This is a genomic window from Prevotella aff. ruminicola Tc2-24, assembly GCF_900110895.1.
Classification (GTDB): Bacteria; Bacteroidota; Bacteroidia; order Bacteroidales; family Bacteroidaceae; genus Prevotella.
In genome coordinates this window covers 12,167-27,258 of sequence record NZ_FOIQ01000001.1, presented here as the reverse complement: position 1 = coordinate 27,258, position 15,092 = coordinate 12,167, and the positions used below count along the sequence as shown (strand labels likewise).

11 protein-coding genes and 1 pseudogene are annotated in these 15,092 nt (G+C 49.4%); 7 read left to right on the top strand and 5 right to left on the bottom strand.

Features of this window, described 5'->3' with window-relative positions; genetic code table 11:
- Positions 1 to 12: 12 nt before the first annotated feature.
- Positions 13 to 1,524 (bottom strand): phosphatase PAP2 family protein, encoded by a 1,512-nt coding sequence (locus tag BMY63_RS00120; RefSeq protein ID WP_091913929.1) that lies wholly within the window; start codon positions 1,522 to 1,524, stop codon positions 13 to 15.
- Positions 1,525 to 1,541: 17 nt separating this feature from the next.
- Positions 1,542 to 2,612, bottom strand: a complete 1,071-nt coding sequence (locus tag BMY63_RS00115) for an MBL fold metallo-hydrolase (RefSeq protein WP_255397390.1) — start codon at positions 2,610 to 2,612, stop codon at positions 1,542 to 1,544.
- A 148-nt stretch (positions 2,613 to 2,760) separates the two neighbouring features.
- On the opposite strand from BMY63_RS00115, the gene BMY63_RS00110 reads away from it, so the two are divergent.
- Together BMY63_RS00110 and greA are read left to right on the top strand one after the other, a co-directional pair.
- The gene (locus tag BMY63_RS00110; protein ID WP_255397389.1) at positions 2,761 to 3,276 is read left to right on the top strand and encodes a thioredoxin family protein; all 516 of its coding nucleotides are present in this window, start codon (positions 2,761 to 2,763) and stop codon (positions 3,274 to 3,276) included.
- Between the two features lie 5 nt (positions 3,277 to 3,281).
- Positions 3,282 to 3,752, top strand: coding sequence for a transcription elongation factor GreA (gene greA, locus BMY63_RS00105; protein WP_091899169.1), 471 nt, complete (start codon positions 3,282 to 3,284; stop codon positions 3,750 to 3,752).
- A gap of 23 nt (positions 3,753 to 3,775) precedes the next feature.
- Here the strand turns inward: greA and ettA are convergent, their stop codons facing one another.
- Positions 3,776 to 5,491: an energy-dependent translational throttle protein EttA gene (ettA, locus tag BMY63_RS00100; RefSeq protein ID WP_091899168.1), complete on the bottom strand. Its 1,716-nt coding sequence runs from the start codon at positions 5,489 to 5,491 to the stop codon at positions 3,776 to 3,778.
- Positions 5,492 to 5,529: 38 nt separating this feature from the next.
- Positions 5,530 to 6,969 carry a pyruvate kinase gene (gene pyk, locus BMY63_RS00095; protein ID WP_091913927.1) on the bottom strand — a complete coding sequence of 480 codons (1,440 nt, stop codon included), beginning with the start codon at positions 6,967 to 6,969 and terminating at the stop codon, positions 5,530 to 5,532.
- Between the two features lie 187 nt (positions 6,970 to 7,156).
- Between pyk and BMY63_RS00090 the strand changes: the two genes are divergently transcribed.
- The 5 genes from BMY63_RS00090 to BMY63_RS00070 all read left to right on the top strand — a co-directional run bounded on the left by BMY63_RS00090 (position 7,157) and on the right by BMY63_RS00070 (position 12,857).
- Positions 7,157 to 7,432: an HU family DNA-binding protein gene (locus BMY63_RS00090; RefSeq protein ID WP_091899166.1), complete on the top strand. Its 276-nt coding sequence runs from the start codon at positions 7,157 to 7,159 to the stop codon at positions 7,430 to 7,432.
- A 231-nt stretch (positions 7,433 to 7,663) separates the two neighbouring features.
- Entirely contained in the window at positions 7,664 to 9,238 is a 1,575-nt protein-coding gene (locus BMY63_RS00085; protein WP_091899165.1) for an Rne/Rng family ribonuclease, read from the top strand.
- A 20-nt stretch (positions 9,239 to 9,258) separates the two neighbouring features.
- Positions 9,259 to 10,443: a glycosyltransferase family 2 protein gene (locus tag BMY63_RS00080; protein ID WP_091913925.1), complete on the top strand. Its 1,185-nt coding sequence runs from the start codon at positions 9,259 to 9,261 to the stop codon at positions 10,441 to 10,443.
- 78 nt (positions 10,444 to 10,521) lie between these two features.
- Positions 10,522 to 11,781, top strand: coding sequence for an ATP-binding response regulator (locus BMY63_RS00075; protein ID WP_091899163.1), 1,260 nt, complete (start codon positions 10,522 to 10,524; stop codon positions 11,779 to 11,781).
- Positions 11,782 to 11,798: 17 nt separating this feature from the next.
- Positions 11,799 to 12,857, top strand: a complete 1,059-nt coding sequence (locus BMY63_RS00070; RefSeq protein ID WP_091913923.1) for an endonuclease/exonuclease/phosphatase family protein — start codon at positions 11,799 to 11,801, stop codon at positions 12,855 to 12,857.
- Positions 12,858 to 12,889: 32 nt separating this feature from the next.
- Here the strand turns inward: BMY63_RS00070 and BMY63_RS00060 are convergent.
- Positions 12,890 to 15,018 (bottom strand): annotated as a pseudogene (locus BMY63_RS00060) (alpha-amylase family glycosyl hydrolase).
- Positions 15,019 to 15,092: the final 74 nt, after the last annotated feature.

The window sequence follows — 15,092 nt, the reverse complement described above, 5'->3', positions numbered from 1 at the left end:
CGCTGAGATATGTCAGCGCTCCTTTTTAGCTTCTTCGAAGAGGACACCGTAGTCAGATGTCGCACGACAGATAGGATTCATAACACTTCCGATTATCCTACCTTGTATGATATCACTATTCCAGTGATAACGACTGACAGTCCTTGACACGGCGAAATCGTTGGCAGCCCTCATGATCAGATCGGCCTTCTGTGGATAGAGTTCCATCAATGTCATGGCAGCCGACCATATTCCAGCAGCATGACCACTTGGGTAGGAATTGGCATACAACAGATCCTTGCCCAGAGCCTCGTACTGCTCTGGCGACTGTACCGTCGCATCGGTCCAGTTGCCGTTCTCATCATAGTAGTATTTTTCCATGCCGTCACCACTATACGATGCCTTATGTCCGTCATTGTCCTCAATCACAAAACAAGACAGTACATTGAACCGGTCGTCCGAGTCAGACTTGCGCTTTCCTTCCTGTTGTTCAGAGCAGCCAGGTCTTAACCGGCCATATTCATAATGACCAAGCGCAGGACTTGCGTGTTGGAGAATGCCTCTTGCTGAATTTCCTGCCTTCTGTACCAGAAGGACAAGCGCCGCAATCTTCCCTTCAGGGTTGATGATCTCACCGATCGTCGACTCGCCAAATACAGCATTGAAATCATACATGCCTCCAACATTCCTCTTATCCGTACCAAATATGTGATGCATATCACTGTCTTCGTCGGCAATGGCTTGAACCGTTCTCTGGTCCGGCAGGTTCCGTTCTGCGACAATACTGTTGTAGATATCCATATCCACCTTCAAGCAGCCATTGGCCGTCTTCTCGTCGGGGAAGGTCGGATTAATGCCGCCACGATCCGCGTATGCCGGCACATAAGGACCAGGAGCACTTGCCATGAACTTACGCAAATCAACATAGAAAGCATCATCGGTAACATGATTACGCGACTCTTCCGCGAGCATCACTGCCAGATGCGTATGATACCGGACGCCGCCGACTTCCTGCCTCATGATATCAGTCTTAGCCATAGAGTATGTATGCAAGGCCGCATAGACAGCACTTGCAACCAGTCGTGCCACATTGGGATCTGAATCGAAATGGTAGCCGTAGATAGGACTGTTCATGCCATAGCCACCGACCTCATATCCCGCCTTATAGAGGGCATTACGCTTGGACGGATCAAGTTCGGATAACTGCATGGCACATAACCAGCCTATCATGGTCTTCTTGACGGCCTTGTTATCGCCCCGAGTTCCCGTGTAGTAATTGTACACAGACGGAAAGTTATTCTCCTTATAGAGTAAAGGCAGGGCATACTTACTCTTGCCTTCCGACTGATACAAGGCCTCTTCAGTCAGTTTTTGCAGATGTTCATAAGTCTTGCTGTCCTTACGCACATCGATCAAACCATTAAAACTCTCTTTGAGCACTTCATCAAGAAGTACGTCGGCCTTCTCTGCTAAACTCCTGTTACTATCGTCGCACTCACATGCAACAAAGACGAAAGGCAATATCAACAAAAGTATTTTTCTCATATCCTACAGCATATTCTTTACTCATAATGCCTGATTCTCACATCTATCCCCTCACCTTGCAGTTGTGAAGGAATGGTGGTCACGTCCGTCTGCCCATAGTGATAAGGAAACAGCACCTTGGGCTTGATCACCTTTGCCGCCCTGACCAGTTGTTCCGGCGTCATCGTGTAGGGCTGGTTACAAGGCAAGAAGGCAATATCGATATCCTTGATGGTCTCCATCTCAGGAATATCCTCCGTATCACCGGCAATATAGACCCGCAGTCCGTCAAGAGTCAAGATATATCCATTATCACGCCCTTTGGGATGGAACTGCAGATGACCTTCAGTTGTATTATATGCAGGAACAGCCTCAACCGTGACATCGTCTGCTATCTGTAACTTGTCACCGTTCACCATCACCTTTGGCTGATGCTGTCCATCAGAACCGTACATATCAGCGCAACGCCGGTTCATGATCAATTGTGTTTGCTCCGCAGACAATAGTCTGATGGTCGATGCATCATAATGGTCGGCATGTTCGTGCGTCACGAAGATATAGTCGGCCTTGGGCATCATCGTATAATCCACGACTCTCCCGCCCAGCTTCGAGCACGGGTCAATTTCTATCTCCTTGCCGTCGTACTCGATACGGATACAGGAATGCATCAGAGCGTGGAACTTGATGTCTTTTCCACCCTTGGTTTTGAAAACATCTACCTCGTAGACATCAGTGGTCACCGCCATCCCAGCCTCTTTCCAGGCAATGATGCCACCCTTCAGGTTCACACACTTATAGCCCGCGGCGGCCAATCGACCAGCAGCATTGGCAGAACGACGACCACTTCTACAATAGATGGCAATCGTCTTGTCTGCAGGAAGAATCGCCTTAATCTTCTCTATAAAGTGATCCTCTCCCTGGTCGATATTGAGAGCTCCCTCAATATGCCCTTCGGTGAACTCCGCAGGAGTACGCACATCCAGTACCACGACACGAGTATTCTCCATCAACTCTGCGAAAGCCTTCACATCAGCATTCTCAAAGTTCTCCTGACCACAAGCTGTTGTCAGCCCTAAAACAGTCAGTAAGCAAGTCACTATCTTTTTCATACAATTCTATGGTTATCACACCGCTCCTCTAAAGCGTCGAATGATGCAAATAATCCGTAAATACTATTAAATATTTCCGCAAAGATACGCTTTTAGATTGAGATATCAGAGACTTTTTTTAATTTTGCAACCGATTTTACAATTGTTTATGATTAGAATGAGAAAGAGCATCATCACGACCCTATTTGTCGCCCTCTTTGCTGTCACAGCGAACGCACAGACGACATTAAAGAAAGTATACAACGAAGATATCAACCCCATCGAACAGATAGACCAAGCCATTGCCAAAGCTCAGTCTGAAGGAAAGTTCGTCATCTGTCAGGTTGGTGGTAACTGGTGTCCGTGGTGCCTGCGCTTTGCCGATTTCATCACGAACGACAGCACGATCAGTCAGGTTATTGACGACAGTTTCGTGTATATCCACGTCAACTACAATCCACGTAAGTCTCAAGATGACGTAGAAAAGGCACAGCAAGTAAAGACCATGCTACAGCGCCTGAACCACCCCGAGCGTTTCGGATTCCCCGTCTTCGTCGTGCTTGACGAGACCGGTAAGGTCGTCCATATCCAGGATTCGAGCTTTCTGGAAGAGGGCAACGGCTATCATCAGAAGAAAGTGCTCCGTTTCTTCAATAACTGGACTCCAAAGGCCGTGAAAGGGTAATAATCATGAGTTTCGAATATATGTCGCAAGAGGGCTACGATAAGCTCGTAGCCGAACTGCATCAGTTGGAGAGCATAGAACTGCCACAGGTGAAAGACGCCATCGCCGAGGCCCGCGACAAGGGCGACCTTAGCGAGAACTTCGAGTATCATGCCGCCAAACGAGAACAGTCTCGTCTATTGGGTAGGATACGTTTCAAACAGCGGGTGCTGGCCAATGCACGAGTCATTGACATGTCAAGACTCGGCACCGATAGTGTCCAACTGCTCAGTAAGGTTGAGATGACCAATCTGGCCAACAACAGTAAGATGACCTACACGATTGCTAGTCCCCACGAGGCAAACATCCGCGAAGGGAAGATATCCATCAAGTCACCTATCGCACAAGCCCTCCTCTACAAGAAGACAGGCGACATCGTGGAAGTACGTGTTCCGGCAGGAACGCTAAGACTCCGCATTGAGAGCATCTGCCTCTAAGACGGCGGAAGCCTTAGTCACTCCTATTCCTCCATCAGTTTACGGTAACGGATACGTTTGGGTTCTTCAAGACCCAGACGCTGTGCCTTGTTCTGTTCGTACTCGGTATAATTGCCTTCGAAGAAGAACACGTTCCCCTCTCCCGACCCATCGGCCGGTGTCTCAAAGGCAAGGATATGTGTACAGATACGATCCAAGAACCAACGGTCGTGACTGATGATGACAGCACAGCCTGCAAAGGCATCCAAGCCCTCCTCAAGAGCCCGGAGTGTGTTCACGTCGATATCGTTTGTAGGTTCATCGAGCAACAGCACGTTTCCTTCCTGTTTCAAGGCGATTGCCAGATGCAGACGGTTACGTTCACCACCAGAGAGTACAGCACATTTCTTCTCCTGGTCGGCACCATTGAAATTAAAGCGAGAGAGATAAGCACGTACATTCACGTCGCGCCCACCCATGCGGATGGTCTCATTGCCACCACTGACCACCTGATAGACCGTCTTCTCCGGATCAATATCCTTATGCTGCTGATCGACGTAGCTCAGTTTTACGGTCTCTCCTACCTCGAAGGTACCGGCATCAGCCTGTTCCTGTCCCATAATCAGACGGAACAATGTGGTCTTACCAGCGCCATTAGGTCCGATAACACCGACTATACCATTAGGCGGCAACACGAAGTTCAGGTCGGTGAAGAGTTGTTTCTCCGGATACGACTTCGTCACACCATGTGCCTCGATCACCTTATTACCCAGACGCGGACCATTCGGAATAAAGATCTCCAACTTCTCCTCCTTCTGCTTCTGTTCCTCGTTCAGCATCTTATCATAGGAGTTCAAACGAGCCTTTCCTTTGGCATGACGCGCCTTCGGAGCCATACGCACCCATTCCAGCTCACGTTCCAAAGTCTTACGACGCTTTGAGGCCGACTTCTCCTCCTGTGCCAGTCGCTGACTCTTCTGCTCCAGCCACGACGAGTAATTACCTTTCCAGGGTATACCCTCACCACGATCCAGTTCGAGTATCCACTCTGCCACGTCATCGAGGAAATAACGGTCATGCGTCACGGCGATGACCGTTCCCTCATACTGCTGCAGGTGCTGCTCCAACCAGTCGATAGACTCCGCATCGAGGTGGTTGGTCGGCTCGTCAAGCAGGAGCACATCCGGCTTCTGAAGTAGCAGTCGACAGAGTGCCACACGACGACGCTCACCACCGGAGAGGTTCTTCACGCTCCAGTCACCGGGAGGACAGTTCAATGCAGCCATCGCACGATCGAGCTTCGAATCCATATTCCAGGCATCCGTCGCATCGATGATATCCTGCAACTCAGCCTGGCGCGCCATCAGTTTCTCCATTTTGTCGGGATCCTCGTAGTATTCGGGCAGTCCGAACTTCACATTGATCTCATCATATTCTGCAAGAGCGTCGTACACATGCTGCACGCCCTCCATCACATTCTCCTTCACCGTCTTATCCTCGTTCAGTGGCGGATCCTGCGGCAGATAGCCCACTGAGTAGCCGGGGCTCCACACCACATTACCTTGATACTGCTGGTCGAGACCGGCAATAATCTTCATCAGAGTCGACTTACCGGCACCGTTCAGACCGATGATACCGATTTTCGCTCCATAGAAGAAGCTGAGATAAATATTCTTGAGAACCTGTTTCTGGTTTTGCTGGATGGTCTTGCTCACGCCGACCATGGAGAAAATCACTTTCTTATCGTCTACTGTCGCCATAGGATTATTTCTTTTCTGTTATTACATCAACACTTGTCTTAAATCTGTGGCAAATGGAAACGGTACTGGTTGTTGAACACCTCCTTGACCGAGTTGATCTCGAGGAATTTCGTGCCACCGCCCTCACCGACATTTCCACTCAGGTAGGCAATCTTGTCCTCATCCTGCACATAGCCCTTCTGACGCAGCATACGGACGGCAGCATGGAACAGTTCCTCATTGCTGATGTGTTCTTTCTGATAGACAGGTATCACACCATACGACAGATTCAAGAGACGCTGAAGCTTGTCGTTATAGCAGATGGCAAGCACGGGGTTCGGTCCTCTGAAAGCTGCCAGATTACGAGCCGTATCACCCGTATTAGAATCCGTGATGATACCCTTCACGCCCAACTTCTCCGTGGCCTCGATAGCCGAATGAGCCATGAACTCACGGATATCACATTGAGGCGACAGAGGCACCTCGATATCGTTCTCACGCATCTTATCCTTCTCTGCCTGCTCAGCTATGGCAGCCATCGTCCGTACAGCCTCCACGGGGTACTTACCACTGGCCGTCTCGCCCGAGAGCATCAGAGCGTCGGTGCGATAGTATATCGCATTAGCGATGTCGGTCACCTCAGCTCGCGTAGGACGAGGGTTCTGTATCATCGAATGAAGCATCTGCGTAGCCACGATAACAGGTTTCTTGGCCCTTACACACTTACGGATAATCTGTCGCTGGATACCCGGGATACGCTCGATAGGCACCTCAATACCCAAGTCGCCACGTGCGATCATGATACCATACGAGGCCTCAATGATCTCGTCGATGTTATCCACACCCTCCTGATTCTCAATCTTTGAGATAATCTTGATATCCGAGTTATAGGCATCCAGAATAGCCTGCACGGCGCGCACGTCAGCGGCAGAGCGGACAAAAGAGTGAGCGATAAAATCAATATCCTGATCGATAGCCAGCATGATATTCTTACGATCCTTCTCAGTCAGCGCCGGCAGGGCAATATGAACACCTGGCACATTCACACTCTTATGAGCACCGAGCACACCATCGTTCTGCACCTGTGCAATCACCGCAGGACCATTGATGCCAATGACCAGCATATCCAGCGCTCCATCATCGAAGAGGATATGACAGCCCTCATACACGTCAGCAGCAAAATTCTGGTAGGAAAGGTTGATGATGTCGTGAGTCGTATCCACCTCCGGACGTCCGAAGATCTTCACCACATCACCCGTCTTATAGGCGATTGGCTCCACACATCCCGTGGTGCGCACTTCTGGTCCTTTCGTATCAATAAGGATACCGATATGATGACTGACAGACCGCACATTATTTATAATCTGCTTAAGACCCTTCTCATCGGCATGGGCCGTGTTCATCCTGACTACATTCATTCCCGCTTCGAACAGACTGCGGATGAAATCCACCTCACACCGACGGTCACTTATACTGGCTACTATTTTTGTCTGCTTCATACCTGTGTTTTTGTTTTTTCAGGTGCAAAGGTACAAAAATCCGCCCAAACGGTATAGAAAATAGCAAAATTTTGAAAAAAAATGCGAGAAAATTTCGGTATCCCGCTGAAAAACAGTATCTTTGCAGTCCGAAATCGAGATTATTCGGATTTTCACATTATTAATATATAAGAAAAAAAGGAAAGAAATGACAAAGGCAGAAATCATCAACAAAATTGCTGAGGAGACAGGTGTTGCCAAGAAAGACGTAGCTACCACGGTTGAGGCGTTCATGGAAGAGATCCGTACTAGCCTTGCCGAGAACAAGCAGAATGTATACTTGCGTGGTTTTGGTACATTCGTAGTAAAGCATCGCGCACAGAAGACCGCTCGTAATATCTCAAAGAACACGACCATCGTGATCGATGCTCACGATTTCCCCGCTTTCAAGCCCTCAAAGAGTTTCATTGAGAAGATGAAGTAATTAACATTTAAAATATTATAAGATTATGCCAAACGGAAAAAAGAAGAAGGGTCACAAGATGGCCACTCACAAGCGCAAGAAGAGACTGCGCAAGAATCGTCACAAGAGCAAGTAATTACTTGCGGTGACCCCGTAAAAAAGAAATGAAAGGAGTGTGCCTGCTGATTCCCAAGAGAATAGCGACACACCCTTTTTGAATTTAACGACCCCCAAGAAAAGATTGAGAAGCAAATGACAAGTGAAGTAATCATTGATGTCCAACCGAAGGACATATCGATCGCTCTGCTCGAAGACAAGCAGTTGGTTGAATACCAGCAGGAGCAGCGCACGGCATCGTTCTCGGTGGGTAACATCTATGTGGCAAAGGTAAAGAAACTGATGCCCGGCCTCAACGCATGCTTCGTTGATGTTGGTGCTGAGCGCGTGGCTTTCCTGCACTATCTTGATCTGGGCAGTCAATTTTACTCTTATGAGAAGTACCTGAAGCAGGTAGTCAGCGACCGAAAAAAGCTCTACCCCATCCAGAAAGCCCACATCCAACCAGAATTACCCAAAGGCGGTAGCATCGCCAACACACTGAAAGTCGGTCAGGAGATCCTTGTCCAGATTGTCAAGGAACCCATTAACACGAAAGGTCCCCGACTGACGTGTGAGTTAAGTTTTGCAGGCCGTTACCTAGTGTTGATACCCTTTGACGACAGTGTCTCAGTGTCTACGAAGATCAAGCGTGGCGAGGAACGCAGTCGATTGAAGCAACTCATTCAGAGTATCAAACCGAAGAACTTTGGCGTGATCGTTCGGACAGTGGCAGAGGGAAAGAGAGCTGCAGAGCTTGATGCTGAACTGAAGATTCTGCTGAAGCGTTGGGAAGACGCCATCACGAAAGTCCAGAAGACCACAGAACGCCCCCAGTTGTGCTTTGAGGAGGAAAGCAGAGCCGTGGCGCTCCTTCGTGATCTGTTCAACCCCACCTACGACGGCATTCACGTCAACGACAGCGGAGTCCATGATGAAATCAAAAACTATCTGGGTCTGATTGCTCCAGAGAAGAAAGACATTATCAAGCTTTACAACGGGACAGTACCTATCTTCGACAACTTCAACGTCACCAAGCAGTTGAAGTCGGGCTTTGGAAAGACTGTAAACTACAAGCATGGCGCCTATCTGATTATTGAACATACGGAGGCTATGCATGTGGTTGACGTCAACAGCGGTACACGTATCAAGAAGGAGAATGGTCAGGAGGCCAATGCCTTGGAGACCAACCTCGGTGCCGCAGACGAACTGGCACGCCAACTTCGTCTGCGTGACATGGGAGGCATCATCGTCGTCGACTTTATCGACATGAAGCTCCCAGAAGACCGTCAGTTGCTGTACGAACGGATGTGTAAGAACATGCAGAAGGACCGTGCCAAGCACAATATCCTACCGCTTTCAAAGTTCGGTCTGATGCAGATTACCCGTCAGCGTGTCCGTCCAGCCATGAGCGTAAACGTCGAGGAAGTCTGTCCGACCTGTTTCGGAAAAGGCACGATTAAATCCAGCATTCTGTTCACAGATACTCTCGAGAATAAAATTGACACTCTGGTCAACAAGATCGGAATCCACAAGTTCTATCTACACGTGCATCCCTATGTGGCTGCCTTCATCAACAAAGGCGTGTTCAGTCTAAAGCGCCAATGGCAAATGAAATACGGACTCGGTGTCCGTGTGATTCCATCCCAGAAGCTGGCTTTCCTACAATATGAGTTCTACGATTCCGACAAGCAATTCATAGACATGCAGGAAGAGATCGAGACCAAGTAAAGCCAAAAGAACGAACGCCTATGATAACACTGAAAATCCTGTTCTGGGCATGTCTGCTCATCGTATTCTACACCTATCTAGGTTACGGAATACTATTATATATCATCATCCGGCTGAAGCGGTTCTTCACGAGAAACACTCGTGAAGCCGCGATGCCGAGTGACGATGAGTTGCCCACGATGACCCTCATGATTTGTGCTTATAATGAGGAGGATGTCGTCGCAGAGAAAATGAAAAACGCCAGAGCACTCGACTACCCCAAAGACAAGTTCCATATCATGTGGGTCACTGATGGAAGCAACGACCACACCAACGAACTGTTGGCTGCCTATCCTGAGGTTGACATCGTATACAGTCCTGAGCGTAAAGGTAAGACCGCAGCCCTCAAGCACGGCCTTCAGTCATTGAAGACGCGCTATGTCGCGTTCACCGATGCTAATACGATGATTAATCCCGGTGCCCTCCGTGAGATTGCCCGTCTGTTCATGGATCCCACGGTCGGTTGTGTGGCCGGAGAGAAACGTGTTGCAGCCAAGACAGTAGGAGAGATGGCAGCCGAGGGAGAAGGTCTGTATTGGCGGTACGAAAGTACATTGAAAAAATGGGACAGTGAGCTATTCTCTGCCATGGGCGCAGCCGGTGAGCTCTATGCCATGGATCCCACGCTCTGTCGTGACGTGCCCGACGATGCCCTCCTCGACGATTTCATGATGTCGATGTACGTTGTACAGGCAGGAAAGCGCATTGCTTATACCTCCGATGCCTATGCCATGGAATACGGCTCTGCCAATCTCTTTGAGGAGTCGAAGCGTAAGCGCCGCATCGCAGCCGGCGGTCTGCAGAGCATTTGGTGGCTCCGGAGCATGCTCAACCCCTTTCGCCGACCTTTGGTCACCTTCCAATATGTCAGTCACCGTGTACTCCGTTGGAGCATCACCCCCATCGCTCTGGTTCTTCTTCTCATCACCAACATGGCAATAGTCCTCATGGGTGCCGAACGTTTCTACCTGATTACCTTAGGGTTACAGCTTCTATTCTATGCAATGGCCTTCGGAGGCTGGCTGTCCTACCGTCGCGGTCGTCGGAACAAATTGCTCTATACCGTCTATTATTTCGTCTTCATGAATCTGAATGTATTCCGTGGCATGTACTATTTGAGAACACATGGAAGAAATGGTGCTTGGGAAAAAGCGAAGAGAAGTTGAAAAATTTCTTTATTTATGCGTATAATTAAAAATAAATTATTACTTTTGCACCGAATAACATTGTAGATTGTAATTGTAATGGAAAAGGACGAAAGGGAGATACTGTTACAGAAATTTGCAGATGCGAATCGAAAGCTGATGCTCGTCAACGAGCAGCTATCGATCGCTAACCGAAAATTAAAGGAATACGAAGAAAAGGCTCTGAAAGCTGAGAAAGCCAGTAAGATGAAGTCCCTTTTCCTGGCAAACATGAGTCATGAGATACGGACTCCATTGAATGCCATTGAAGGTTTCTCCCGAGTGATTGTAGAGACCGACTCCCCTGAAGACCGAATGAAGTACTTTGAGATTATCGAAAGTAACAACAACCGTCTCATGAGTCTGGTCAACGAGATTCTCGATTTGTCTAGAGTTGAGTCAGGCGAAATCGTGATGAAGAAGACCCCGACCGACCTCCATGAACTTTGCTCCAGCATTAAGAATATCTTTAAGTTCCGTTGTCCGGAAACCGTACGTCTGACCTGGAACAAGCCCACGATGAAGGTAATCTTCAACACAGATGCCAACCGTCTCACCCAAGTCTTTTCCAATCTTATCAGCAATGCTTTGAAACACACCTCTCGTGGTACTATCAGTTACGGTTATCAGATTATCGACGATGGTCAGGATATCGAGTTCTTTGTCAAGGACACAGGCTCAGGTATTGAGAAGAAAGACATCAGTCATATCTTCGAGACCTATATGTCGCGAGACGCTGAGACATCCAAGAACAGCTATGGTCTCGGACTGCCGCTCTGTAAGATCATCGTAGAGCGTCTGGGCGGTAAGATCAGCGTCGAGTCAGAAGAAGGCAAAGGATCAATGTTCCGGTTCACCTTCCCGTTTGATGGAAGCATCGGTGGCTACGACCAGAACAAGACCACCACGACGAGCAATGTGCGCACCATCCGAATCAATGAGCGCGCCGATCAGCCGAACATGAAGACCATTCTGGTGGCAGAAGACGAGGACAGCAACTACGAGTTGGTAAAGATTGTGCTTCAGAAGCGGTATCGCCTGCTCCGTGCCCATAACGGCATCGAGGCTGTTACAATCAATGAAGACGAGAAGCCCAATCTCATCCTCATGGATATCCGTATGCCCGAGATGAACGGTCTCGACGCCACCCGAATCATCAAGGAGGTCACGTCCACACCAGTCATCGCCTTGAGTGCCTACGCTTTCGAGGAGAATATCCGCGAGGCCAAGGCCGCCGGCTGCGACGATTTCCTGGCCAAGCCATTCAAGGTTGAGAACCTGATTGAGATCGTCAAGAAATACATCGATAAAGAATCGTAGCAATAGGAAAACGTCGTATGGGAAAGCTCGCCGTTCAGAAATATTTCGCTCTTATGATGTTGATCATCACGTTTCTGTTGATGATTATGACATTTACTGGACTCTATGGTGGTCATGTGCATCCCGGTGGTAACACAGCACGGGCCATGTTGGTCTATGCGCTGCCCATCCTGATCATCGGCAATGCTATATTCCTGATATACTGGCTTATTCTGCGTAGGTTTCACTGGGCTATCATGCCGCTGGTCACCCTATTGTGCTGCATCCCCTATATCGGTACCCTTTACCAGTTCCGTTCATTCGACGAGAAGACCGATGCCAAGCCAGGCATCAAGGTGGCCACCTACAACGTGGCGATGTTCGGTCGTGAGACCTCCGGTTTCATGGCACAAGACATCCTGTCGGAGATGAAGAAGCAGAAAGTGGATGTTGTCTGTTTCCAAGAGTATCTCGACCAGAGCGGTGACAAGAAGAACTCCGACTCCTACAAGGACTATTTTCCCTATATGGCCGTTGGCGAGAGCGACATGGTGATCTACAGCAGATATCCGATCAAGCAATCCAAGAACCTGCCCTTCGAGATGACCAATAACAGTGCGATGTGGGCAGAGGTGGAGGTCAACGACCATACCTATCGTATCTACAACGTGCATCTGGAGACCACAGGCATCAACGGCACCCTGCACCGGGCTGCAAAGATTGCCCGTAACGGTTTCGACGTGCAAAACAACACGCTTATCAGCGCCATCTACGGCAACTACACGGTAGGAATGATAGCCCGCTCAGGCCAGGCAGATGTCGTGGCAATGGACATGCGCGAGTCGAAGGTGCCCATCATCGTCTGTGGCGACTTCAACGATGTGCCCTATTCCTACGTCTACAACACCTTACTCGGCGACAAGATCGACGGTTTCAAGGAGTGTGGCGATGGCTTTATGTTCACCTACCGCGGCAATAAGAAAGTGCGTATCGATTATGTCTTCCACGACCAGCAGTTGGAAGGCATCTCCTATTATAAGCGCGAGCTCAGTTATTCCGATCACTACCCGGTGTTCATGAAAATGTCACCCAAGTGATCTACGGGCATCCGTCATCGATTCCGACACCCTTATTGTACAATCTTAAACCTCACTCTGAAGGAGCGTTCCTGCTCGTCCCAATTGGTGCCGAGCAATTCGAAACGCCCGATCTGCGAGGTGCTACGTACATGACGACCGATACAAGGACAGACATCATAGTCGCCGATACGCACCAGACGGATGGTCTCAGAGGCATCATCAGGCAGACGGTCGAGACTCACCTTCTCCGGTAGCTCGTCACGCGTCACAAACTCGAAAGTCACGGGTAGATCCTCCTCAATCAACTCGTTCATCCGCAGTTCGATCTCCTTCTCCTCTTGACGAGTCGGTTTATGGTCCAGATGAAAGCTCATCTTACTCTTCTTCCGTTCCACATGAGCATTATAAGAACGCCCGCAGTCGAAAAGACGGATCATCGTCTGGTTGAGCAGATGCTCAGCCGTATGTGCAGGAGGGAACTCCTCCTTGTTGTGTTCGTTTAGGATATAGTCAGCCATTTATATTTCTATGCTTTGAATTTCATTATAACGGCCCCCAAGGGCTTTAGACTGACAACAACCGGCATGTCACGCTGCAGTTGCAGTCTGATACGCTCCCCCGTCAACAAGTCCGTAGAAACAGTTCCTTTCTCCTTCATGTTCAGGAAGTCGAAGGCATGAGCAGGTATCATGACATCCATCACCACAGGCAAGTCGTCGAAGTTCACGACCACAAGCAGCACCTCACTGTCAGCCTTACGCAGGAAAGCATATTGTCGCTGGTACTGTCCGTTGACGTACATCAGATCGAACGAATCCCCTTCGACGATGCTCTTCTCAGACCGTGCGATGTTCAGCACCTTATCGTATTGAGCCTTTAACACCTTCTCCTCTGCCGTGAGCTTCCGTTGGGCAGCCCTGACCAACGTGTCTATACACCAGTAATCGAAGATCGTTGTCCGTCCGTCGCGCCCACTGAATCCCTCCTGATCCATGCCACGCTCCCCATACTCCTGTCCGGCATAGACCATCAATGGGTTCTGCTGCAGCAATGCCGACACAACGAGTGCAGGCACACCTTTCCGTGCATCACCGACAAAGAAGTCACTGGCAATACGCTGTTCGTCGTGGTTCTCGAGGAAGAAGAGCATGTGATCCCGTATATCATCAGTCTGCTGCCAGGCACTGGTGATGGCATGTGTTGACAGACCGCCACCCATCACCCCACGTAGCGTGTCGTACATTCCCACCTTATCATATAGATAGTCGAAGCCAGCACCCAAGTAACTGCGATACTGATTCGGGTCGTACACCTCGCCAACGAAGATTATCTCTGGGTAACGGTATTTCACCTTGTCGATTGCCCAATGCCAGAAGGCCGTCGGCACCATCTCCGCCATATCGCAGCGGAAGCCGTCTATGCCCTTACCAGCCCAGAAGAGCAAGATATCCGTCATCTTATCCCACGTGTCTGGAATCGGTTGGAAATGCCCTATCCTACCGGCATAGTAGTCTACGCCATAGTTCAACTTCACCGTCTCATACCAATCGTTCACCCCCGGTGCATGATGAAAACAGTCGTTGCCCGTAGCCTTGGCCGGTTCCTCATGATACGGTTGCTCCGCCCCATGATACAGATCGAAATAAGGCGAGAACGACTGACCGGGACAGTAGTAAAAGTTGTTCTGCGGATCAAAGCCATGTTGCGGATTGTCATCCTCTCCCAGATCCCTCACCCCCTCGGGCTTACAGATGGAGTGATACTGACGAGCCACATGGTTGGGTACGAAGTCGATGATCACCTTCATGCCAGCCTGATGCGTGCGTTCCACGAGCTGTTCAAACTCCAGCATACGCAGATCCACGTCCGTAGCCAGATCTGGGTCAATATCATAATAATCGGTGATGGCATAGGGCGACCCCGCCTTTCCCTTCACCACAGCGGGATGGTTCACGGGAATACCATGATCCGAATAGTCGGTCTGCGTCGCATGTCGGATCACCCCTGTATACCAAACATGACTGACACCCATGTTCCTGATCTTCTTCAGAACCGTCGGTGTCAGGTCATTCAGTTTACCGCAGCCGTTCTCTTCGATAGAGCCGTTCTCCTTCCGAGAAGTATTCCTGTTTCCATATAGCCGCGTAAAAATTTGGTAAACAATGATTTTATTGTTCATGTTTTAGTAGACCGTTAATAGATTGAAATAGTGCCAGTCCCACCACGATCGGTCAGACTGGCACCATCAAGGGA